General features: G+C 50.5%; 21 protein-coding genes and 1 pseudogene. 11 read left to right on the top strand and 11 right to left on the bottom strand.

The window, feature by feature from the left end:
• Positions 1-212: hypothetical protein (locus BRA49_RS11675; RefSeq protein WP_292386265.1), on the bottom strand; the 212-nt coding region annotated here is incomplete at its 3' end.
• A 194-nt stretch (positions 213-406) separates the two neighbouring features.
• Between BRA49_RS11675 and BRA49_RS11670 the strand changes: the two genes are divergently transcribed.
• The 3 genes and pseudogenes from BRA49_RS11670 (at position 407) to BRA49_RS11660 (ending at position 3,185) form a co-directional block, all read left to right on the top strand.
• Entirely contained in the window at positions 407-1,435 is a 1,029-nt protein-coding gene (locus BRA49_RS11670; RefSeq protein WP_292386263.1) for a Fic family protein, read from the top strand.
• Between the two features lie 661 nt (positions 1,436-2,096).
• Positions 2,097-2,345 (top strand): annotated as a pseudogene (locus BRA49_RS11665) (transposase); the annotation flags it as partial.
• A 258-nt stretch (positions 2,346-2,603) separates the two neighbouring features.
• Entirely contained in the window at positions 2,604-3,185 is a 582-nt protein-coding gene (locus BRA49_RS11660; RefSeq protein ID WP_292386262.1) for a hypothetical protein, read from the top strand.
• 44 nt (positions 3,186-3,229) lie between these two features.
• Here BRA49_RS11660 and BRA49_RS11655 read toward each other — a convergent pair whose 3' ends face one another.
• From BRA49_RS11655 to BRA49_RS11605, 10 genes are all read right to left on the bottom strand, one after another.
• Positions 3,230-4,750, bottom strand: a complete 1,521-nt coding sequence (locus tag BRA49_RS11655) for a PEGA domain-containing protein (protein WP_292386261.1) — start codon at positions 4,748-4,750, stop codon at positions 3,230-3,232.
• A 2-nt stretch (positions 4,751-4,752) separates the two neighbouring features.
• On the bottom strand, positions 4,753-6,471 hold the full coding sequence (locus tag BRA49_RS11650) for a hypothetical protein (protein WP_292386260.1): 1,719 nt from the start codon (positions 6,469-6,471) through the stop codon (positions 4,753-4,755).
• 20 nt (positions 6,472-6,491) lie between these two features.
• Complete coding sequence (locus BRA49_RS11645; RefSeq protein WP_292386258.1) at positions 6,492-8,039, bottom strand: hypothetical protein; 1,548 nt, start codon at positions 8,037-8,039, stop codon at positions 6,492-6,494.
• Positions 8,036-11,263 carry a tubulin-like doman-containing protein gene (locus tag BRA49_RS11640; protein WP_292386257.1) on the bottom strand — a complete coding sequence of 1,076 codons (3,228 nt, stop codon included), beginning with the start codon at positions 11,261-11,263 and terminating at the stop codon, positions 8,036-8,038. The genes BRA49_RS11645 and BRA49_RS11640 overlap by 4 nt, the downstream gene beginning before the upstream one ends.
• A 23-nt stretch (positions 11,264-11,286) precedes the next feature.
• A complete protein-coding gene (locus tag BRA49_RS11635; RefSeq protein WP_292386256.1) occupies positions 11,287-12,042 on the bottom strand; it encodes a hypothetical protein in 756 nt (251 codons plus the stop codon).
• 693 nt (positions 12,043-12,735) lie between these two features.
• Positions 12,736-12,867, bottom strand: coding sequence for a hypothetical protein (locus tag BRA49_RS11625; RefSeq protein ID WP_292386254.1), 132 nt, complete (start codon positions 12,865-12,867; stop codon positions 12,736-12,738).
• A gap of 27 nt (positions 12,868-12,894) precedes the next feature.
• Positions 12,895-13,449, bottom strand: a complete 555-nt coding sequence (locus BRA49_RS11620; protein WP_292386278.1) for an SIS domain-containing protein — start codon at positions 13,447-13,449, stop codon at positions 12,895-12,897.
• Between the two features lie 267 nt (positions 13,450-13,716).
• Positions 13,717-14,871: a molecular chaperone DnaJ gene (gene dnaJ / locus BRA49_RS11615; RefSeq protein WP_292386253.1), complete on the bottom strand. Its 1,155-nt coding sequence runs from the start codon at positions 14,869-14,871 to the stop codon at positions 13,717-13,719.
• A 5-nt stretch (positions 14,872-14,876) separates the two neighbouring features.
• The gene (gene dnaK / locus BRA49_RS11610) at positions 14,877-16,691 is read right to left on the bottom strand and encodes a molecular chaperone DnaK (RefSeq protein ID WP_292386252.1); all 1,815 of its coding nucleotides are present in this window, start codon (positions 16,689-16,691) and stop codon (positions 14,877-14,879) included.
• Between the two features lie 4 nt (positions 16,692-16,695).
• Positions 16,696-17,205 (bottom strand): nucleotide exchange factor GrpE, encoded by a 510-nt coding sequence (locus tag BRA49_RS11605; RefSeq protein WP_292386251.1) that lies wholly within the window; start codon positions 17,203-17,205, stop codon positions 16,696-16,698.
• A gap of 278 nt (positions 17,206-17,483) precedes the next feature.
• Here BRA49_RS11605 and purH point away from each other — a divergent pair, with 278 nt between their 5' ends.
• The 8 genes from purH (at position 17,484) to BRA49_RS11575 (ending at position 24,057) form a co-directional block, all read left to right on the top strand.
• Positions 17,484-18,968 (top strand): bifunctional phosphoribosylaminoimidazolecarboxamide formyltransferase/IMP cyclohydrolase, encoded by a 1,485-nt coding sequence (gene purH / locus BRA49_RS11600; protein ID WP_292386250.1) that lies wholly within the window; start codon positions 17,484-17,486, stop codon positions 18,966-18,968.
• A gap of 73 nt (positions 18,969-19,041) precedes the next feature.
• Complete coding sequence (locus BRA49_RS11595) at positions 19,042-19,485, top strand: GNAT family N-acetyltransferase (RefSeq protein WP_292386249.1); 444 nt, start codon at positions 19,042-19,044, stop codon at positions 19,483-19,485.
• A 105-nt stretch (positions 19,486-19,590) separates the two neighbouring features.
• Complete coding sequence (locus BRA49_RS11590; protein WP_292386248.1) at positions 19,591-20,283, top strand: DUF4013 domain-containing protein; 693 nt, start codon at positions 19,591-19,593, stop codon at positions 20,281-20,283.
• Positions 20,284-21,052: 769 nt separating this feature from the next.
• Positions 21,053-21,610: a hypothetical protein gene (locus tag BRA49_RS11585; protein ID WP_292386247.1), complete on the top strand. Its 558-nt coding sequence runs from the start codon at positions 21,053-21,055 to the stop codon at positions 21,608-21,610.
• Positions 21,607-22,812 carry an SPFH domain-containing protein gene (locus BRA49_RS11580; protein WP_292386246.1) on the top strand — a complete coding sequence of 402 codons (1,206 nt, stop codon included), beginning with the start codon at positions 21,607-21,609 and terminating at the stop codon, positions 22,810-22,812. The genes BRA49_RS11585 and BRA49_RS11580 overlap by 4 nt, the downstream gene beginning before the upstream one ends.
• 26 nt (positions 22,813-22,838) lie before the next feature.
• On the top strand, positions 22,839-23,189 hold the full coding sequence (locus BRA49_RS13640) for a zinc-ribbon domain-containing protein (protein ID WP_394339122.1): 351 nt from the start codon (positions 22,839-22,841) through the stop codon (positions 23,187-23,189).
• Complete coding sequence (gene yidD / locus BRA49_RS13635) at positions 23,176-23,418, top strand: membrane protein insertion efficiency factor YidD (protein ID WP_394339121.1); 243 nt, start codon at positions 23,176-23,178, stop codon at positions 23,416-23,418. Before BRA49_RS13640 ends, yidD begins: the two co-directional genes overlap by 14 nt.
• Before the next feature lie 135 nt (positions 23,419-23,553).
• Positions 23,554-24,057: an RDD family protein gene (locus BRA49_RS11575; protein ID WP_292386245.1), complete on the top strand. Its 504-nt coding sequence runs from the start codon at positions 23,554-23,556 to the stop codon at positions 24,055-24,057.
• Positions 24,058-24,378: the final 321 nt, after the last annotated feature.

The raw sequence follows: 24,378 nt of genomic DNA, 5'->3' as shown, positions 1-24,378 counted from the left end.
GGGAACGACTGCCGGAACGGCAGGAGTTTGAGCACCATCAGGTGCGACTGAGGAGGCCGGAGGCCGGGCGGGGTGGGGGTCACAGGCATAACCTTGTGGGGTGGAGACAGGGGAGGGGAGATGCTCCCCCCTCGCACCTGCCGGTGCTCAAGCTCGCTATGCTCGCACTCCCCGTCAGCCCCTCCCCTAATGGCGATATCCCCACGGTCCACTGTACCGGGATATCCCCTCGCTCCCGCCGGTTCATTATCTCAATCGCAGCGGCCGGTTTCATCGTCTCAATCGCAGCCCTGATCCGTGAACTCTGCTGAACCTCCGGCTGGAATCCCACTCCCCCCTCATGGAGGCCAACCCGGTTAACCCAGGAATAGCATTTTCATCTCTCGAAGCGGCGATGAGTAAAGCCATGTCGGAACTGACGGTAAAGATAATCAAGGGCAATAAATACCTCTACTTCCGAGATAGGGTCAAAGTTAACTCAAAATCGCTGCCACTCCAGGTATACATCGGAAGGCTCGAAAAGGTATCCCAAGAGGACTTTTTACCAAAACTCCCTGAACTCCATACCCTGAGGTTAAAGACCTACCTCGATTACCGGCTGAAGCATTACTCCTTCACGGCCCTCACCGAAACTCAGGCGCTCGAACTTGAGACACTTCGTTACTTCTACGGTCTTTTCGAAGAGTTCTACCCTGACGAGAGCGAGCGATACGTGGATGCACTGTATCTCAGATACGTCCAGGGCACGACGGCGATCGAGGGAAACAGCATCAGTCTCCGGGAAGCGCAGGAACTCCTGGAGCATAACATCTCCCCGGCGGGGAAGAAAATGGATGAGGTATATGGGATCCTCAACTTCATCAATCTCCGAAGGTACCTCGAAGGGTATTCCGGGGACATAACCGGGACGCTCATCAGGAAGATCCACGAGATACTGATGAACGAGGTCTTCCGGAACCCGGGAGAGTACCGGAACATCCAGGTAGGCATCAAGCAGGTAGACTACGCGCCCCCTCCTGCGATCCTCGTCCCTGAGGAGATGCGCGCTCTCATCGGGTGGTACCGGCAGAACAAAGGGCACCTGAACCCATTCGAACTCGCCGTACTGCTCCAGACAAAATTTGAGATGATTCACCCGTTTGTCGATGGAAACGGGCGGGTCGGACGGGCGTTGATGAACCTGGTCCTGGAGCGAGCCGGTTATCCGACACTCTACCTGGGATTGGAGCACCGGTCGGCCTACCTGAACGCGCTCACAAAGGCGGATGACGGGGACTATGCGCCGATCATCGAGACGCTCTATGCCATCTACCGGGAACAGCACGGGCGTATTGCAGAAGAGGTCAGACAGAAACTCTCCGGCGGCAACAGCCGAATCGAGGAGGAAAACGCCAGGCTTGTCCGGCGGTTTGTTGAACTGAAGAAAAAGGCTTGATTGCCGATCGAGCGGTCGCCCGGGGTGCAGGACGACCCGGGCTCAGATCCCGGCCGGAGCGGTTCTTGTTTTGGGGTTGAAGTTCCCGTCAGTTCTAAGGTTATCAGGGTAAACGACCATTGCGTGACTCAAACCGCTCAATGCACGCCAGCCCGACGTGTGACAAGCCTTTTCACCTCCTCAAAGAGGGGTACGCAAGCCATCCCCTCGCGAGGGGTGTGGACGATGGCTTAATCGCTTCTGAGGATGGTGCCCTCATTGAAGCATTTGTCGCGGAGCTCCGCACCACAAATGGTATCGGCACGAGACGGACCAACAAGAATATCACCACGGCCCTGGTTTTGTGGTGGCGGCTCATAGGTCCGTTATACAGCGAATACCCTAACAGATCTGTACACCGGTGTTTCGCGCCTGCTTCAGGCACGCAACAGTGGCAAACCCTACAAGCAGAACACGATCCGTGATTACATAACGTTCCTGAAGTGGTTCTACGTATGGCTCATAACCGAGAGGCACTCCCCTATACTTCCGGACAAGGTGCAACGGACCAAGCCTCCCACATGGGACACGATGACGAAGACCGCATCTCAAATTTTCACCGAGGATGAAGTGCTAGCAATGATCAAGACCTGCATGAGTTCTTGGGACCGCGTGCTTATCAGCAGCCAATACCCTCGAGCGGTTCCTCCCGGGGCTTATGAGTTACACGGCGTTTCCGATACAACACCAGAAGTGGATACTAACCACGAACCTGGTGGAGAGAGTCAACAAGGAATTGAAACGGAGAACAAAGGTTGTAGGAACGTTTCCAAATGAGGAATTACTCCTCCGGCTGGCTGGTTCGATCCTGATGGACATCAACGAGGAATGGGTCACCGGCAGAAGGTATTTGACGATAGAGAAGGGATGATCAGACATAGAGACAGAGCTCAACGATTTTACAGAAGATCTGAAACGTTACCCGAGTTCACTTTAGTAATATTGACTGAAGACCCGGAAACGGATTTGTACAATTTAGCAATTCTACGTAAGGTATATATATAACCACAAAATACGGATTAGTATGCTAAATAAACCGTACCTAAAGCCACTTTGCCTGATTGTTTGCCTATTATTCTTATTTTCATGTACTCCTGGCTGCACTCAACAGAAATCTTCTGGAGGAAATATGTATGCTTCTACTGAACAGTCACCCTCCAACGCAGAATTATTTCCACAAACAGATAATTCACAGGGCGATTCAGAAAGACAAGAAGCTGAATCAGAAAACTACATATATCCTCCATCCCTTGACTTGGGAGCCCGTTTTAAATATGACGACCCATCCCAGCAGAACACGATATCCGTCTACTTCGATGAAATAATGGAAAAATCGTCGTATTCTGCCAAAGGGAAATACGACACAGATTACGAGACGTACGTTCCGAGATCTGGATATACATTCATATTTATTGGCGCAACGGCAACTAACGTAGCGCATAAAGGTGAGGGAGTTTATTATCAGGTACAAACCCCTCAAACAGGTCAGTTCAAATTGCTCTACAAAGGTAGAGAGTATGACCCCAATACCGGTATCACAGTGATCACAGGGCATGGTGATGCTTACCAGCAAAAAACGCTAGACCGATATGAATCTAATTCTGGATGGCTTGTTTTCGAAGTTCCCTTACCATTCAATTATAATAATGCAAGAGTCACTCTGGACCTGGAAGGATCAAATGATCCGTTATGGAAATTGGTTGTAAGTTAGAGCATAGATTGCACATCTTATGCTCTATTCTTCTCCTTCGATAGTTACGGCAGAGAGAACTCAATGGTCTGTGAGGTAGATTGTGTCCCATATCGGTTTTTTTGTATCTCCAGTTCAATGGCAACTGTATGTGATCCTGGTGAGAGCTGACTTAGAGATATTCGGTGAGAACCAGGTTCATACAACATCTCCGTGAACTTTCCATCTACAGATACCGTGCAGACCATTGCACGGTATGAGTTCTCCATCACAAGATCGAGGATCAGATCAACATTTGCTTTAGATACTTCATCGATTCTGGCGGTTAAATTTGGGCGAACGCGACATCGAGACCAATCAAACGCTACTACTGAGCCGATAAGCAGTGCAACAATAAACGGTATTGCATATAGGAACGTGTTCCCGACGTCAGGCTGCATATCAAGTGCGTTTGATATACCGTCATCGTCGACGTCACCTGCTAACTGGAAGGATTTTTCTGCAGATTCAAGTGCTGTGATATATTCGCCTTGTTCAAGATTTGCTTCTGCATTATCGAGTTCCTCTTTAGCAGTTACAGGACTATACTTTTCATTTTCCGCGATCTTGCCGCGCGCTTCTGCAATGATCTGGCGTGCGGCAGGGACAAGCTCAACCGAAAGTGAAAAGGGGGCATATGGAATGTCATACGTGTTTGAGAATTCTTCGAACCCCTGTGCCCGGAATAGCAATACATGCTTCCCATGTCCGAACGTCCCATAATAGGGTGTATTGCCAATTACAACCCCATCCAGTAAAATCTCTGCATTAACTGGAGACGAAATTATCGTAGCACTAACATTTTCAGGTATAAGATCTCTTTCCACATGGGCAACTTCACCGATAGTTACACTGATCCCTGTAGAATCATCGCGGTAGCCATATTTTTTTAAGGTAACGGTATGCTTCCCAGGAGAGATGTTCTCGAGAAGAGCTTCTGTTATCCCTGCTTGTGACCCGTCAAGATAGATCGAGGCTCCTTCCGGGTGGGAGAGCACAGCAATTGCGCCCGTCGTCGGTAGAGGCTCAAAGACATGATTAATTCGTGTATCAGCGTTATCGTAAACTACAATATCTGATGAGTAGTCCAGATAACCATCGAGCTGAAGAAGGACGGTATACTCACCCACCGGAATGCCCTTCAAGATCGTAGTGGATTTACCTTTGTATTTGTTATCAACGAATATTGCCGCATCGGTCGGTGTTGTTGTAACGACAATTGATCCTGTTTTTTGTACCAGATCGTGATGGACATACGTCGTGGAGCCCTCCTTCACCTCGACAACGGTAGTCCATGACCGGTACCCCGGCATCTCAAGGGTAGCGTAGTGGAGGCCAGGGTAAACGTTCTCGATGACCGAATTGGTCTTCATGTTTACCGCATCTCCGTTCAGGAAAATATCTGCTCCTGAAGGATTCGAGCTCACGGATATGCTTGCCGCCTCGCTAATTCCAACAAGGAGGAGGAAAATGAATGTTGCCAGCAGAAGACGCCGAATCAGATTAGTGTGCCCTCTGGAAGATCCCCCTGTGCTGCCACATAGCATGTTCAGTTTTCCCCCGGTTCTGCTTCAAGAGAAAGGTCCTGGTAAACGGCATACAGACCTCCTTCGTTGATGAATAATTCAATAGTGTGAGAGGTGCTGTTTATCGAACCGCCAAGAGGTCTCCACTGATTCCATGTGGAATCCATCCTTGCAATGCCCATTTTTGAGGTATTCGGTGTATCATTAATGCTAATGCTGAGCAGCGCCTGGGGATTGTACCGGATATCTGCCGGGGAGACATTGAAGATGCTATTGGATACAATCGTGTCGTTCGTGACATTTTGTGTCCCGGGAGGCAGCCATCCTCTACTCAGAGAGATGTTCACCGCGTGATCCATTGCATCCTTTGCAGTATGGTTGATGACCAGAGACGCACCGTCAATATTTTTTATTACATCGTTACCTTCTGAAGTCCCAAAATTGGTTAGCACCGGGTTAATATCCACATACCCTAGGGCGATAAGGATTATTACTGATACCCCAATCGCGACCAGGGCTATTATTGCCAGATGACCTAATTGCCATCCTGTCCCTTCGGTCTTATGATCGCTATAATTTCCAGAATATGTTGTCCACTGTGTAGCGGCTGGCTGCGGAGGTTTTGGATTAAGGGCATCAGAGATCCTTTTTGTTGCCTCTGAAAAATCCGGGTTTAACGATTGAAACTGGAGGAAATATCTCCCGATACGGTCGGGATTCCTGACAAATAACTCTTCAGTACGCTTAAAAAAATAATCCCATTTACTGGAGGGAAATTCTTTAAGTGTGGCAAAAAAATTTTGAGGATCAAAATCACTGCGTTTGAAGTGTTCTTCAAACCCCCGAACATCACGGTTACTGAGTACATTCTCAATAATATCTCGATCATTCAGTGCAATGGAATATCCAACAGTTCTAAAAAAGTTATGGTATTCTGTTCTCTTATCACAACTAGGACCAGACCCGATCATCTTACGGGCAATTATTTCCATTAGATTGGGTTTGGTTGCAGAAGTATTGAAATCCCTAATATATTTGGGCTTCCGGATTATTGAACCGATATCTTCGTATATATCAGACTGTGGCTTTTCATAATGATAATTACCTTCAGGTTTTATCGTAATATCAACAGGAGTTTGGGGAGGAAAATTTGGAAGTATCAAAAGATCTTCAGATTTATCAGTTGTCATTGCTACAATGAAACAATATCCGAGATGGAGTACTGGAGAAAGTGTATTCGCGGCTTGATCCATTAGTGAAATCGCCCATGCGAGATCCCTCCTTCGCATTTTCACATAGGCTTTCTCGCCTACCAGCAGTTTTCCGGCCAGGAACAATTCTACTCCCGACCGATTCTGCTGATAGCGAGAAGAGTATTGTATAAGATCATCAGGATTAGATGAAATCCTCTGGGCAAAGCCTTCATCGCCCCAGATAGCAAGCAGGTTATATCCAGCATCCTTTAGGATAGTTGCTCCTGAAGTAAAATAACGGTAAATTGCACCGGTGAGATCGGAACCAACGTCTTCATAGGGGATATTCTCAATGTAAATGCGGGTGTCCGGACGTTGCTGGGACTTCTGCACATCCCATGATGCTCCCAGCGTGATTCCATCACGGTCTGACCTAAAAAAGAACCCTGCGTTGACTTCGCCAATCTTAAGGGCGAGACCACTCTCTTTTGTTAAAGTCCCCCCCTCAACCTCTCCAGTTGTGGTATAGAGTCCGAATTGTTTTGGCATTTATATCACCTTCAAGTCGACTACATCGTAAACCGGAACAGTTGGGAAAAGCCCCATGGTGCTAATTCGCGAGGAGCCGGGTTCTCATCGTCGGTTTCATCAGTCGGTTCCAATGTCGGGTCGACGCTTACAGAAAGAAAATGAACGGAGATATCGTTCATCATGTTGATAAGGTTGCGGAAGACAAGGGTTTCATTAAGCGAAGAGAAGAGCTTATCTTCGAGAATACCAGCCCCCTTCGACTGCTCTCCAACGTCAGACAACCTATCGCTGTGCGTCAGCATAAGGGTGCCTTTTAGTTCATTTGACCTCCGCAGAATCAGATCGGTCTTCGTGACGACAAGTGCATACTTCTTATTCCCACCAAACACTCTGGACAAATAGTTTCTTTCGATATCCATGAGGGTCTTGATGTACTCACCAAACTCACGCGAGAGTTGACCGGCACCCTTCGAGGGGTCTGATACCTTTTCTCCATCAATAAGAAAAATGACTTTGCCCGCTTTCATGAGGTGGTGGTAGAGCGTCGAGATAATTATACTCCGGGTGAATTCCATGTCAGCAAGGTGATCTTTATGCTGCTCCTTGATAAACTCAATAAATTGGAAGCTACCAGCATTCTTTTTTAATTGCTCTTCGGGCATCTCTAGTACTTTGCTCAAATACGCAATAGCAGCAAGATATTCCCTTCGGTTGAGCCTATCGAAGTACTCTCCGGCATAATCGACAAGCGTCAATGAAACAGGAATTATTCCATATTTCTTACCCCGGAGTTCGTACATTGCCATATGATAGTTAAACGTCCGTGTTACGATTTTCTTGTCCTGAATTGTAGCATACAGATTGGCGAGCCGGAGATTTTTCTCATCTTCGGGATCGCCTGAAAGGATAACTTCGCGTGAAGGAAAAGCCCCAAAGTGATTTGAAATGTAGTCATGAAGTCCGAGAAGGAAATATGTTTTTCCTGATTTTCGTGAGCCAAAGACAAAGATATTCGAGTTTTTGACGCCAACGACTGAATACATCAAGAGCAGGAAGAATACGCACGTAATGATAATTCCAACACCATAAAAGAATGCATTTTGCGTAGTAACCATTGCAGCCTCTGCCGCTGTCAGTTCACTGGTAGAATAACTTTTTATGAAAAACCCAAACAGCAGATACCCAACAATAATGAGATAAGAGATACTCATAAGGGTTTTTGCAGACATTGCAAGGATATCAAAGCGATTCCGGATAATTACTCCGGATATCAACACAGCGCCAAGGAGTGCTCCAAAAAGCAGGGCATCAGGAATAACTCGATTCTGGTTGAGGAAATGATATGATATCACTGAGGTGGCTAAGACAAAAACAATCCCGTTTATGCGTGAATCCTCGGAAAAAAACATGCCCACGGCAATCAGGAGAAACATTCCCAATATAATATCAATAAGTACCGTCACCTCAAACGGAGCAATCATAAACCAATAAACTTCGAAAAGGTTGATAAAGAGCAGAGAGATAACTAATCCCATAATTATTGCCCCAAAAAGGATTATTTGTCTTTTTTTATTGTTTATGATCATCTTTTTGCAACCTCCCGGACATTCTTTATCTCATAGAGCTGCAATACCTGCTCACGCGCCAGTTGTTTATGTGAATCATCACCCGCTTCACGCATCGCTATGGATGCCGCTTCGGCCAGCGGGAGTTTCTGATTCCGAACAATATAGGAACCGTCCTGCAAGCCGATTACATGATGCAAGATGTTGTTCCTGCTCTTTTCATATTTTTCCCAGTATCCTCCCCCGCCAGTCAAGGGGGAGATATTATCCAGGAAAGCCGCTGCGGTAAAGAATGTTAAGGAGATCTCCCAAGGCCTCGTGTAGTTGTGAGTAGTAATCTTGGCATTATCTATATGCTTTAGACTGAGCTTGCTAAACGTGTAGTCTTTAAAGTCTCCAATCGAGTTATCAACCAGAGTGGACATGGCATGGGATCGTGATGCAACCACGAGAGCTGATTTTTCAAAATTCCATCGTTCCGTCCCAAAATCAATTGAGAGGTTCGTGACCCCAAGTTTCTTGGGGTCTATCAGATCTTTAAACTTCCATTTGACAAGCCGGAAGAGTTTATTCAGTTCTTCTTTTCCCTCGCTATTCAACTCCAGACTGCCCATATCCGTTCCCGTTGCAATGAGCGGGAGGACGTTTGGATTTATCTCTCCAAACCGTGTCTGGAACAACCCATCAACGGTGGAATGGCCCCGCTCTCTCCTCTCACTAATATTACGAATGCAGTCATCAAATCTGGTAAGATGATCACTATAGAATTTTCTTTCTGCAGAAGTGTTCTGAACCAGATCGTCAATCTTTTTTAGGAATGCGATCTGATCGCTCTGAAGTCTTCTTTCCTGCTCCATCTTCTCAGTATCAGATGTAATTTCTGCAATCCGTTTCCCAGATCCATTTCGGGATATAACGATATCAGTAAGTGCCTCCTTTAATGATACAGAGGCATTCTGGACATCAACCTGTTGCATGGCCAAAGCAAGCGTCGTAGACTCTTCTACTGTTAGCCCAAATGTCGATCGAAGCGGCCCAAGAACATTTGTTTCCAGATCTGTTTCCAGATTTCGAAGGAAATCCCTTGACACAAAACCTGGTGATACCTTAATCTCTAGAGGATCAACCTGAAGTATTTTATCCCGTCGTGATTCAATAGTCCGACTTATGCTGTCTTCTGCAGCGTTCCGCTCATGCACAAGCCTATCCCTAGGAATCTTAGCTCCAAGGATCCTATCAATAAAACCACGCTTATCCGAGAGCTCAATGAGGTATTTATTGTAGTAATAGAGGGCCTCATCTCTTGCCAGTCGCTTAAGGTAGTCCAGATCCTCCCCTGACGCCTTTGCGAGGGTTTCGATCTCGCCCTCAATCTTCCCTAATTGGACATACGTCAACCACTCGTCTCTTTTAAAGAGTTTAGGTTTATCTTTTGTGGAACCTGCTTTTGCAAGCTCGTTCCGCATTTTATCAATAAGAAACCCAAATCTTTCAATTACTGCATGTTCCCCCGATTCAATGGTTCGAATTGTATCTTTCCTAGATATAATGTCCTTAATTAAGGGGATGAGGGAATTGCACTCGAGGCTAATTCGCTCGACAGTCTGGTTTCTTTCCTGATCGATTCTTGTCAGCTCGGATTTCTGCTTCAGGATTTTATCATCCAGATCCGTGATACGATGGGTATTTGAAGAGATGCGGCATGTAATCTCGTTGTTCATTGCTGCCAGATTGGTTTCGGCGCGGATGATCTTCTGAAATGCCTGTTTTGCTGTTTGATATTCTTGGCTCCTTATGGAGAGAAGCTTTTTCTGTAGTACTGCAAATTGTTCGAGTTGTGCTAGAGCTTCGGTAACATTACTGTGAAGGTTACGATCGAGTTCATTCTCAAACGTATCCATCCCGGTCAGCAGAAATCTCCGCAAACGGGAAAGATATTCAATTAAGTTGTCATAGGTCTCGATATCGTTAAGATTCTGCAAATCTTCCGGAAAGTTGTTTTTGATATACGAATTAATCTCAGCCGTCGTCTGGAAGTTAAGATCTTTTGCAATCTCGTTATCCCACGTAATTTTGATTCTTTCAGCCTCGCGTTTCAGGAAGTTGATATCATCCCGTGTGATTTCTGGAATCGTATCTAGAAAATGCATGCTTGGAAAGAGCGGATCTGCTTGCCCAAGAAATTCAGATACCTCTTCAACCAATTTTTTTCTGCTGGATGAGAGGAATTCTAACTCACGGATTAACCTCTCAAATTCCATTCTGAGTTCCATGAGCTCTTCAACTGGATACTCAATGATGTGGGAATCAGCAACAATAAAACCCGAGTAGTCTTTCTTTGCATCTGCAATCGCAGAGATATCAGCGGTTGGAAGGTAGAGAGAATTGATAAGGAGGTAGGGGAATGCATTGTCGAACTCCATAACCTCTTTTCTTCGATGTCCTCCTTCAACATACCCAGTCGGACTGAGGGAGGTGAGAACGACATAATTAAAGAGTTTCTCTTCCATCAAATTCAAATATTCGATCTCGGTGAGTGCGATTGCCGCATTGAGCTGTTCTTTCTCGGGCTCGCCCATTGCAGGCAAAACCCCGAATAGCCAGATCTTTGTTTCTCCTCCTCGTTTGCCCTTTATATATCGGGCAAGATCGATGAACATTCCTGAACCGGTGCCACCGCCAAGACCTACGATGATAACCACCGGACCATTACCAGAGAAAGATGGAAACTTCTCTCCACCCTGGGTAATCGCCTTATAAAAAACCGCTTTTGAGATTGCCCGCCTTCTATGGACCCCCCCTCCGAAATCATCAGAAATGTTGCTATCCACACATTTCAGATCACTATACTCAAAGCCGTTCTCTGGATCGTTCATCCACCAGAACTTTACACTAGGTTCTGTGGTCCGGTTTTTAATCTGCTCTCTCACATCTGAACCGGTAAGCGATGAGATGCGTCTAACATCGGCAAAACCCGGGAGGAAGAAATAGTCAATATCCACCTTTCCATCTATCCCATCTTGAGTCTTGCGAATTCTGTTAACCTTCTCCATTACTGCGTTGCAAAGGGTTTCGTCATCACTCTTCTGGTTAGAATCTGTATCCATTGTGTATAGCCAAAGTTGTCTTCCACCCAGCAGGTACTCTCTGAGAAACCAATCATGATCGCAAAGATGGGACAGCATCTTCTTTCCGCATCCACCTATTGCAACAACAGTCAGTTCTGGCGGCATCTGAAATGGCATGAGCATATCCTCCTAATACTCCGTTATTCCGGGCTCCAACTCCTCTTTCCTCTGACATAATACCCAACCGCAGCTGCAATGATCGCCACAGCAGCGAGGGCGGCACCGACCACCGGTATCGGTACACCGGACTCTTTAGGCTTTTCTGCATAATCGAGCAGCATTTTGGATTCTCTTATCAGACCAAGGTCGTACAGTTCGGAGACAATACCCCGAAGTTCAATATCCTGCACGTCATTAACTCGCTGAGTGAATGTTTCATCCTCCGGAATGATAATATCAAAAGTCTTCGTAACTGCGGTCCCTACGGGGAGACCTTTGTCATCAAGTGCCTGAAGGCGGTAATAGGTGAACCCGGTTGTCCTTTCGGGCATTTTTGTGATGACAAGTCCACTGTGCTGCGTAACCTCAGTAAGAACCGGCACACTTCCTGTTACCTGGACATGCATCGGGCTGCTCCAGTCTCCAAGAGCTTTCAATTCTAGATGCTGTTCCCTGAAGGCACTCTCTCCACCGGAAATCTCCCACTGGTCACTGCTTGAAATATTCCATAGGATATTCCCTATCTCCGGGATCAGATCTGTTTCAAGCTCTACAATCGCTGTCTGCCGTGGCAAGCTGCTTATCTCAATGACATAATTGACCGGATCTCCTTCATTAATCGAATTTGGAAAGGATCCGTTTACTACAGTAACCTGAATGGCACTTGTTGCTGTAGGAACAAGCAGCAGGATAAATAATGAGATTAGACATGCGCGAATTGTAAATATTCCACTCATAAGGCAACATTCAATAAATGAAGTTATATAAATTGTGATTTGATTTTGCTTGTGACCCCCTCACAAGTAAAAATTTTTTCGCTGCAACTGCTATGTTGTATAAGTATTGCAGATCATTGCCGCTTGCCTCAATTGCTTACCCAAGACCCTTGAGCCCGGATTGAAATGTTCTGTGAAGGAGCAAGAAGTATGCTTTTTTTGGACATTAAGTTACTATATCTCCATTTCCATTCTCATATGAGAATTGTGCAACGCAGCAGCACAATACCGCAAGGGTTCCCCATGGCCTTCTTGCTGCGGCTTTGCTCAGACCACCGCAGCCACCAGCATATTGCAAAACTCCACTTTCATCTGGATCTCGCGGAACATGCCTTCCCAGAGGTTGCGCGCGCTCCTTCCCCGAAGATCCGTTTGAAACAAGAGAAATTCCCCTTGACTTTCCATCGCATCCTGTAGTCGACTATCCGTGACCACATTTGATATCCGCCCACTCTGATGCGGTCTCTCTGACACACACGGTATGATAGGGTGACTTGGTTGAGCGGGCTACTGCATCGGTTCACGCCTTGAGCAGGGGTAATACAATGAACAATAGTTGGAATGAACGGGATTCCAACCTAGAGCAAAAAGTCCCGGCCGGAGCTCATAGCAAAAGAGTTCAAAAACCAGAACGCCGAAGTGAGAGGGTTTCCCTCACTTCACCGACTCTTTCATTTTGTCGACGACGTCCTGAAAGAAGCCCTTGGCCTTCTTCGCGCCCTTCGCGGAGGGTCTCTTCCCCTCGATCTCAAGCAGGCGCATATAGAGTCCACGCTCCTCGTCCATCAGCCGGGATGTCTGCCGGCCGGGTACTCAGTCGTCAGGCAACAGGTTGAGCCCCATCAGATTTGCATGGGTGTTCTCCATCGCATCGGCATCGATACCCTTTGCCTCCATGATCCCGGATATCACCGCATCGGCAAAGATCCATGCGGCCGTCTCGAAGAAGGTTCCGAGGGGAGCAAAACAGGTCCACCCCTCCTCCGCACACTGCTTCTGATACTCGTCGCACTGAAAATGAACGATGTGATCGGCGATGTCTCCGGCGGGAGACTTCAGCTGGCTCGTGATCAGGAAAACCTTTGCTTTGCCGATGTTTTTCATGTCCGCAGCGATATGGACCGCTGTCCCCTGCCGACCCGTGCTTGAAAACATGACGAGCAGATCGCCGACCATGCCCTGTTCGGACACTCCCGGCACGATGGTTTCGCCGATGACGAAGGTAGGGATTCCGAGGTGGGTGAGCCGCATGGCAAAAGCACCGGCAACCAGACCGGAACGGCCCAACCCGATCACGAATACGCGGCGTGCACGGAGGATCTCTGATAAAAGTGCGTTAATATCAGTTTTTGAGATGGTATGAGTCATCCTTGCGAGATTCTCCGTCATCAACTGCATCATCTGCTTGACATAGGGTTCAAAATCTCGCTCTGCAGGATCCATACGCACTACGTATCCAGAATAGACGATGTCGAATTAAAAGGTATGCTCAAACCGGACACCCGGTTCCCGGTGGGGGTGGAGCATATTCAGGCAGGGCTCACACCCGCACCACCTGCCGGGATTGTGGGGAGCGCTTACCCGGAACCGGGTTATAATACTCAAAAAGTGAGAGAGCCGGTAAGGGAGAGCCCCTCACTTCACCGTCTCTTTCATCTTGTCGACGACATCCTGAAAGAAGCCCTTGCCCTTCTTCGCGCCCTTCGCCGAGGGTTTCTTCCCCTCAAGCTCGAGCAGGCGTCCATAGAGTTCGCGCTCCTCGTCCGTCAGCCGGTCGGGCACGACAATCCGCACCCGCACCAGCATATCGCCGGGCTTCGTCTGCCACCGCACGCCCTCGCCCGCGATCTTCAGCCCGGTGTTGTGCTGCACCCCGGCCGGGATGTCCAGGACGACTGTCCGCCCGTCGATCGTCTTCACCTCGACCTCGGACCCCAGCACCGCCTGGGCGGGGGTGATATCGATCGCCGTCTCGAGATCGTCGCCCCGCCGGGTGAACGACCGGTGCTGGGCGACGCTGATCTCGATGTAGAGGTCGCCCGCCGGCGCACCGTAATCCCCGGCGTCGCCGTAGCCCTCCATCCGGAGGCGCATGCCCGTGTCCACGCCCGGCGGAACCCGGACCTTCACCGTCTGCCGGGCACGCCGGTGCCCGCTCCCGCCGCAGGTCTTGCACCGGGACTCGGGGATCTTCCCCCTCCCGCCGCAGGCGGTACAGGGGGTCATCCGGACGAAACTCCCGAAGATCGACTGGCTCATCTGCCGCATCTGGCCGCTGCCGCCGCAGGTCGGGCAGGTGGTGAACTTCTTCGTCTCGCTCCCCGACCCGTCGCACGCGGGGCAGGGCTCGACATGGTCGAGGCCGACCTCCTTCTCGGTCCCGAACGCCGCCTCCTCGAGCGTTATCCGCATCTTCATCAGGAGGTCGGCGCCGGGGCGCGGGCCGGCACGCTGCCTGGCCCCACCGCCGCCGAAGAACGTGTCGAAGATATCCCCGAACCCGGAGAAGTCCGCGTTGAACCCGCCGGAGAACCCGCCCCCGCCGGAGTACGACCCCCGGGACGCGTTACTGTAGGCATCGTGTCCCATCTGGTCGTACTGGGCGCGTTTCTGGGGATCGGAGAGGACGCTGTAGGCCTCGTTGATCCCCTTGAACCGCTCCTCGGCCCCGTCCTCCTTGCAGACGTCGGGGTGATATTTTCGTGCCAGGTCCCGGTAGGCTTTCCTGATCTCCGCGTCATTGGCGTCCCGCGAGACGCCGAGGATATCATAGTAGCTGTCCGGACCCATTGACCTCACTCTTTGACTTCGTAATCGGCATCGACGACGGTATCATCCTTCTTTGTGGCCCCCTCCGCCTTCTGCTGCTGTGCCTGCTGGTACATCTTCGTCGTGACCGCATATACCGCTTCGGTCAGGGTGTCCATCTTCTGCTTGATGGCTTCGAGATCGTCGCCTTCGAGCGCCTTCTTGAGGTCGGCGATCGCACTCTCGATCTTCTCCTTCTCCGCGGCCTCGACCGAGTCGCCCGCGTCTTTGAGGGCCCGCTCGGCGGTGAAGACCGCGGTGTCGGCGGTGTTCCGCAGGTCGATCTCCTCGCGCTTCTTCTGGTCTTCCGCCTCGAACTTCTTCGCGTCGTTCATCATCCGCTTGATATCGGCCTCGGACGGCCGGGAGTCCTGCGGTTTGATGGTGATCGACTGCTCGTTGCCCGTACCCAGGTCCTTTGCCGAGACGTGGACGATGCCGTTTGCGTCGATATCGAACGTGACCTCGATCTGCGGGATCCCCCGGGGTGCTGCCGGGATACCGGTGAGCTGGAACCGGCCCAGGGTGAAGTTGTCCTTTGCAAGCGCCCGCTCCCCCTGCATCACGTGGATCTCGACCGATGTCTGGCCATCGGCCGCGGTCGAGAAGATCTGGCTCTTCCGCGTCGGGATGGTGGTGTTGCGCTCGATCAGCTTCGTCGCGATGCCCCCGAGCGTCTCGATGCCGAGCGAGAGCGGGGTCACGTCGAGGAGCAGGACGTCTTTGGTCTCGCCCGTGAGCACGCCGGCCTGGATGGCGGCGCCGAGGGCGACGCACTCGTCGGGGTTGATGCCCTTGTCGGGCTCCTTCTTGAGGACCTTCTTCACGGTCTCCTGCACGAGCGGGACCCGGGTCGACCCGCCGACGAGGAGGACGTGGCTGATATCGTCGGCGCTCAGTTTTGCGTCGGAAAGCGCCTGTTTCACCGGCCCGAGGGTCGAGTCGACGAGGTCGGCGATCAGGCTCTCGAACTTCGCCCGGGTGAGGTCGAAGTCAAGGAACTTGGGGCCGCTCTCCGTTGTGGTGATGTAGGGGAGGTTGATGTTGGTCTTCTGGACGGTGGAGAGCTCGATCTTCGCGTTCTCGGCCGCGTCGCGCAGCCGCTGCATGGCGACCGGGTCCTTCCTGAGGTCGGCGCCCTCCTTCTTCCGGAACTCATCGACCAGGTAGTCGACGACCAGTTTGTCGAAGTCGTCGCCACCGAGACGGTTGTTGCCGGCGGTCGACTTGACCTCGAAGACACCGTCGCCGAGCTGGAGGATCGAGACATCGAACGTGCCGCCGCCGAGGTCGTAGACGAGCACCGTGGACTCGCCTTCCTTATCGATGCCGTAGGCCAGCGCGCTCGCGGTCGGTTCGTTGATGATCCGGAGGACCTCGAGGCCGGCGATCGTCCCGGCGTCCTTCGTTGCCTGCCGTTGAGCGTCGTTGAAGTAGGCGGGCACCGTGATGACGGCCTTCGCGATCTTCTCACCCAGGTACTCTTCTGCGTCCAGTTTCATCTTCTGGAGGATCATTGCAGAGATCTCCTGCGGCGTGTAACTCTTCTCCCCGATCTCGACCTTCTCGTTCGTGCCCATCTTCCGCTTGATCGACTGGATGGTGCGGTTCGGGTTCGTGATCGCCTGCCGTTTTGCGACGGTGCCGACCAGCCGCTCACCCTCCCTGGTGAACGCTACGACGGACGGGGTGGTCCTGCCGCCTTCGGCGTTGGCGATGACCGTCGCCCGTCCACCTTCCATGATTGCCATGCACGAGTTGGTTGTTCCAAGATCGATACCCAGAACTTTCTCTGAAACCATTCCGTTATTCCTCCTTTCCTCTAGAAACTACGACTTTTGAGTATCTGATGACTTTATCCTGCATACAGTATCCGCGGATGGCCTCATCGATCACGGTACCCTCCGTTGCCTCCGAAGGCACGCAGGCGATAGCCTCGTGCCGTTCCGGGTCGAAAGGAAGGTTCCGGCATTCGATGGGCGTGATGCCGTGCCGCTCAAGGATGGTCGCAAAAAGTTTCCTGATCTGCTCCATCCCTTCCCGGAGGCCCGCGCCGTCGGTCTTCTCCGCCCGCTCGAAGTTGTCCATGACGTCGAGCAACTCCACCGCAAACTCTTCGATGGCGAAGGTTGTACGGGCGTCGATCTCCCGGGCCATCCTTTTGCGGTAGTTGTCGAAATCCGCTGCAAGACGCAGATGACGGCTGTTTAAGTCATCATATGCCTTTTGCAGCTCTTCAAGCGCCGGAGATGCTGCATCCGCCGATTCAGCGAGACCCTGTTGCTTCTCGTTTGGTTCGGATGTATCCTCCTTCATACGCCTAACCTGTTTCAAAATGATGGATTGTAGTTATTCGATTATTTATTGTAATGTGGTTCTATATATATTTAACGTATGCGGCAGGCATCCGGCTCGCCTGGCAGGCCAAATTGCCGATCGGAAACTCTGGTGCCGGTATTCTCCCATCGATGTGCGGGAAAGGGGCTGCCTTCCGCTCCGGCCGTGCCCGCGATCTCCAGAACCCCGGGCGCCGTGGAGCCCGGTTTCGCGGGCGGCGCCAAATATATATCTCTCTATCCCGCTCACGTGTACCCATGAAGTGGGCACTGCTGTCTGTCTGGGACAAGACAGGCATCGTCGATCTTGCCAGGGTGCTCGTTGAGCACGACTACAGCATCTTAAGTTCCGGCGGCACCGGGGCCGCACTCGCACAGGCGGGCGTCCCGTACACCGATGTCTCTACCTACACCGGCTCTCCTGAGATGATGCACGGGCGGGTAAAGACCCTTCACCCGAAGATCCACGGGGGCATCCTGGGCCGCCGGGGGATCGACGACGCCGTGATGCAGGAGCACGGCATCGAGCCTATCGACCTCGTGGTGGTGAACCTCTACCCCTTCGAGGCGATGCGGGACACGGGGCTCTCCCTTGAGGAGATGATCGAGTACATCGATATCGGCGGCCCGGCGATGGTGCGGGCGGCGGCGAAGAACCATAAGTACGTCGCGGTCGTGGTGGAGAGTGCCGATTACAGCACGGCGGCGGATGCCGTCCGGCGGGGCGGGTTTACGGCCGAAGAGCGCCTGCCCCTTGCGGCAAAGGCCTTCGCCCGGACGGCGGCCTACGACGGCGCGATCACGAACTACCTGACCGGTATCGACCGGCCGTTCCCCGACGTCCTCACCCTCCAGTTCAGGAACGGCCGGGAGCTCCGCTACGGCGAGAACCCACACCAGGCAGCCGCCGTTTACGGTGATGCCGGCATTGCCGGGGAACAGCCGATCCAGGGCAAACAGATGTCCTACAACAACTACCTCGACGTCCACGCCGCGGTCGGCCTGCTCCGGGAGTTCGACGAGTGCGCTGTGGTCATCGTCAAGCACAACAACCCCTGCGGCGTGGCAACGGGGGAGAGCCTCCTTCCGACCTACATCGCCGCCCGTGAGGTCGACCCGGTCTCGGCCTACGGCTCGATCGTCGCGATGAACCGCGAGGTGGGGGAGGACGTCGCCCGCGAACTCACCGGGACGTTCGTCGAGGTGGTGGTCGCCCCGTCCTACACGCCGGAGGCGCTCGAGATCATGAAGGCGAAGGAGAATATGCGGGTGCTCCGGCTGCCTTCCCCGGCGGTGCAGGACGAGGTCCGGAGTATCGACGGCGGGATCCTGGTCCAGAGGACGGAGCCCTACCGCGAGGACTGGCGGGTCGTGAGCGAGCGAGAGCCCGACGCCCACGAGATGCGGGCGATGGAACTTGCCTGGAAGGTCTGCCGGCACACGAAGAGCAACGCCATCATCTTCGCCGACGAGAACGCTGTCATCGGGATCGGCGCCGGGCAGATGAACCGGGTCGAGTCCGCGGAGATCGCGGTCAAGAAGTCCCGCAAATCCCTCGCCGGCTCGGTGGTCGCCTCGGATGCCTTCCTCCCCTTCCCCGACACGATGGAGGTCGCGGCGGCGGCGGGCGCGACGGCCCTCGTCCAGCCGGGCGGCTCCATCCGCGATGCGGAGGTCATCGACGCGGCAAACCGGCTCAACATCGCGATGGTCTTTTCCGGTGTGCGGCACTTCCGGCACTGAGACCTGCCGGAGACCTCTCCTATTTTTTATGCCGGAAGCTCCGTTCGAATCGAGCACACCTGCCGGGATTGCCATGAAGGTTGAAGAAGTCCGGGAGAACAAGGAGCAGTTCCTTGACCTGCTACTGATCGGGGACGAGCAGGAGTCCATGATCGATCGCTACCTGGACCGCGGGGATCTGTTTGCCCTCTACGACAGCGACTTGAAGAGTGTCTGCGTGGTGACAGACGAAGGCGACGGCATCTACGAACTGAAGAACATCGCCACGTACGAAGCGTGCCGGGGGCAGGGCTACGGCAGGCGGCTCGTGGAATATATCCTTGAATACTACAGGGGCAGGTGCCGCGTCATGACCGTCGGCACGGGAGACTGTCCCCGGATCCTCCGGTTCTACGAGCGTTGTGGGTTTGTCGTATCCCATCGCGTTAAAAACTTCTTTGTCGACCATTACGACCACCCGATCTTCGACGGCGGCGAACAACTCGTCGATATGGTGTATCTGCAACAGGAACTCTGACGGTTCCGGGGCCGGGGGGCCCGCGATGCCGCGAGCCGGTACAGGGACAGGGTGACCCAACATATATACACTCCACCGTCTCTCCACGGCCGAAGGTGGTGTGATATGGACTACGGCAGTCTCATCTCAAGGTCGCTTGGTTATACAAAGGACGTCCTCCTGGGCGAATGGTGGCGGTGGATTCTCCTGGTACTCCTCTCGCTCGTCCAGACGTTCACGCTCTTTTTAGTCCCGTTCTACAATGGCTATATCGTCCGGGTGCTCGCCGGCAGGACGCCGGCTCCTGAGGTCGACGACTGGAGCAGGCTCTTTATCGACGGGTGGAAGTTAAACATCATCAACCTGATCTACCTTATCCCGGTCATCGTGGTCCTGGCCGTCTTCGGGGGGATTGCCGCCATCTCCGCCATAGCGGCGAAGGGGCTCGACAACCCCGATGTCTGGGCGTCAGCCGTCGCGGCCGCCGTCACCGGGATCGTGATCGCGGCCGTCATCTGGGTCATCATATCGTTCATCTCCCTCCTCGCGGTCGTACGGTTCGCCCACACGGGGAGCTTCCTCCAGGCATTCAACTTCGGGGCGATCTTTCGGCATCTAGGCCGGATCGGATGGGGTGCCTGGATCGTCGCGGTCCTCATCCTCGTCCTCATCGGCCTCGTCTATGCGGTCGTGACCGGGCTCATCACCTCGATCCCGGTTCTCGGCTGGATCATCAACCTCTTCATCGGGGTGGCGTTCGGCATCTTCCACGCCCGCTACCTCGTGGAGGCCTACGAGAGCGTCGCTGTACTGGCGTGAAGTCTCATCCCTTCTTTTTGTGATTGTAGTCACGGGAATTGTAGCACAGGTTGGTACTGCCCTCATGCAACCAGGCAGATGGAAAGAAGAACGGTACTCCAACACTATACGACCTGAAGGTATCGCGGTATAATGAACAGCTCAGTTTCATCCCAAAAATCGGCCAAAAAGGGCACATTTTGCGGAGACTGGGGTCTCTGGACGAACTGGCGTTGGTTATCGGTTCAGGCGGGCGAATAAAACTGACTTTGATTATAGAGAGGAATGGCCAAATAACTGGGGGTAACTCGAAGAAGCATGACAGTAAACGCCCCCGATATCTATAAAAACCGTTAATTCACAACCATATCGCTTTTAACGGCCAGGCAATAGGAAAACGTATATTAGAGAGAACAAGGATATAACTCTACGCTAAGGAGGTGTAGTTACATCATTCAGATAATTAATTCTTTAAATAAAAATAGGTTTTATATTGGCTGGGGAATGCTTATCGTGCTGATAGGCCTGTCATTATGTCTATATGGACAAATTCAGGATCTATGGCCGTCAGTGATTTTTTTTAGTTTAACATCGGGACTGCTTGCCATTATAGTGGGAGCTTCTGAGCCTCGAAACGATTTAGTGATGGCGGCGGGGTCGTTCCTCGTGATCATAGGTTTTGCAGCGTTTATTCATCAGTTTGTAAATTTTAATGGCCTTTCCCTGATTGGTATAATTATCGCCTTCTCTGGCCTATTAGTTGTGATGAGATATATACGGAGAGATAGCCATGAGTGACCTCGAAGACTTTGTCGAAAAGAACAGAGGTTTAACCAAGAAGATTCAATTGATCATCCCCGGATATCGTGGATATAGAATAAAAGAAGATCTCAGAGATACTGACAGCCTGTTAAGAACCTATATCTCTAAAACACAAATTAGTCCAGTATTAAGATTATTAGAGGATTCACGAGCAAAACTTGTACAGTCGTTGGAGTTATCTACAATTCAGGACGTCGCAGATCTCATAGCCAGAGTAAAAACAGTTGATTCTAAGATATCCCATGCAGAACAGGGTTACTCCGGCATCTCACCAACATACAGAATAGGGAGCAAGGAACTGTACGCTCTCTATGAATTCGATCTGGATCTTATAGACAATCTTGGTACGATTCGGGCCAACGCAGAATCCGTATATCAGAAAATATCGACGAATCAATACAAAGAAGCGAAAAATGTGATCGAAGAGATGGCGAGATGTTTGGACTCCTTCGAATCGCTTCTTGAAGTGAGAAAGTTAGGCTTTATTAAAACGATGGCCAGAGGTCATACGGAGGGAGAAGAATGACATCGGATCCGTTTGGAAACCCCAAAAGGGATTTTAAGCCTGCAGATTCTGCTCGAAATACCTTTTATTGGCCGGATAATCTGAAGGGGGATAACCTTGTATGGCGCCTACCCCGTAACATCCATTTTAATGACAATGTTGTTATCCGGGAAGATGAGAATGTTGTTTTTTTCAGAGATGGAAAAGCATTAACCGTATTTGATCGCCCGGGAAGATACGCTCTAACAACCCAGAACATCCCAATTTTAGCATCTCTGCTAAAAGTTACAGCAGGCATTGAACAGATAGGAGAGGCATACTGGATTCAAAAAAGAGAATTCAGGGGGAGATTCAAGGCGGAGAACACCCTTACCTTTAGGGATATTGACTTCGGCCTCGTACGAATCATTGCTTCCGGTCAGTTTGCTTATCAAGTAACTGATCCCATTCTATTTATCACGCAGTTCATTGGAACCAAAGGTCTACAGCACTCCGATCAGATCATTGACTGGTTGAAAGATCAGATACTCATGATCCTCAATAGTTCTCTGGGAAAACTCAAGAGTGAAAAGAACATGGGCATACTCGATATGCCAACATATCTAACGGAAATTGAACAGATATGCCTTTCCCGACTCAAAAATGAAACCAGCCCCTATGGGTTAAAAGTAACCAAGTTTTCTGGCCTGATGCTACAACTTCCAGACTCCGTACAGGAAGCAATTGATAAAAGAAGCGCTATGGCAGCACTTGGTGTTAATTTTCTCCAGTACCAGACAGCAAACGCTATTGGTGGCATAGGAGAAGGAGCTGCCAAAGGCGGTGATGCAGCAGGTTTTGCTGGAATAGGTGCTGGCCTAGGTGCGGGCTTTGGAATTAGTCAAGTTGTGGCACAGAATATGTACGCCCAGCAAAATCAAAGCATACAGCCCATCGGAGGAGTCAATGTAGCCCCAATTGGGCAGCAACAGACGCAGACCTGTCCTAAATGCGGCTATGCATCAAATCTCAAAAACAAATTCTGTCCTGAATGCGGGACAGAGATGCAGGGGCAGGGTAACGAAGGCACCAAATGTCGTGCGTGCGGCAAACCGATACCTCCGAAATCTAAATTTTGCCTGGAATGTGGAGAAAAACAAATCCAACAATGCACCAAATGTCAGCAAGAAATCCCATATGGGATAAAGTATTGTCCAAATTGTGGAAATAAAATGGATGAATGATACTTTAGATAACTCAGGTGTCTTGAATGAAAGTGTGTAAGAATTGTGGATCTGAGGCTCCAAGCAACGCAAATTTTTGTGTATCGTGTGGTTCCAGCGATCTATTCGATCCAGAAAGTCAAGTTTCCGAGTATAAGCGAACCTGCAATCAGTGCGGCAAAGTCTGGCACTCCCTCAAATCCCGTGAAGACGAAATAAAACGGGGTATCCAGAATAATAAAAACGCACAGCTTTGTAATATGTGCGATGCAAATGCCGAGAATAAGAGGAAACAGGATCTAAATACGTATACTACGGAACTGGATCGATTAAAGACATGTTCTCAATGTAGTTCAAGGGACTATTCTGAAGTCATTGTACACTATGACAAAAAATAACATCACCGTATGCATCTCAATTTTTTTGATCAGAAAAATATGGCATGGAAAAATAGGACGAAGATATAACGCTAAAAACGGAGTAATGTGCCGCTTCTACCCCTCATGCTCAAATTATGCTATAATGGCACTAGAAAAATATGGCTTCGTCAAAGGATGGTATATGAGTTACAACAGAATTAAGCGATGTAATAAGAAATATACAGGCAGTTGTATAGATTACCCATAGTTGGAATGCATAGCCGCAAACATCATACGGGTTAGTTGAAGCAAAGCAGATAAGCGGTATTTGAATAAGATTGCTACCTAAACTTCTTTTTACAAATAGATATCTTTATTTTCTTGAATTAAGTTATAATTCATTATGAGCGACAATTTTTGCCCTAGTTGCGGGGCTAAAGTTGATCTGTCACTCTCTGATACCTGCCCAAACTGTGGTGTAGGTGTTGGCGGATCAATGAGAACGAATGTATCTAGAGGACATTCCAGTGAATTCAACTATGCAGGTTTTTGGACCCGATTTGGCGCATACATAATCGATGCGCTCGTACTCCTGATACCTTATTTTGTCATCGTCGCAATTTTCGGTGACTTTATGGGCTTACTTGTGGTCATACTGCTATACTGGGCTTACTTTGCATACTTGGAAAGCTCCGAAAAACAGGCAACATTCGGTAAACAAGCACTGGGTCTGATAGTTACAGATCATGACGGCAACAGGTTGGACTTTACCAAAGCGACAATCCGGTATTTCAGTAAACTTATATTCGGGGGAATCTTCCTTATCGGTTACATCCTGATTGGATTCACCGAGAAGAAGCAGGGCTTGCACGATATGATTGCAGGAACCTTTGTTATCCATAAATAATATACTCATTTCCAACCGTTTTTCTTCCCCTTTTACTTGAACACATTGAGCTGTTTGGGACGCACGAGGTTGAGCGCCTCCAGGTCTGCGAGGGCGCCCCGGAACTGGGGCGGAGCCCGATTACCCTATCCATGATCTGTCCCTTGCGCGGGAGCAAAAACAGGGCCTTCAATAGGCAAAAGGGCTTAAACGTGGCTTTCCTTTTCAAGTAACGGGCATGATTTACCTGTCTCATGTAAAAAAACATAAATACGATGACTCTAGAGTCTCATTATAATCAAAGGTGATGGACTATGGAGTATGGATCTATGCTTCGCAATT

Origin of the sequence: Methanoculleus sp. UBA430 (genome assembly GCF_002506585.1) — an archaeon.
Taxonomy (GTDB): Archaea; Halobacteriota; Methanomicrobia; order Methanomicrobiales; family Methanoculleaceae; genus Methanoculleus.
This window is presented reverse-complemented; position numbering and strand designations above follow the sequence as displayed.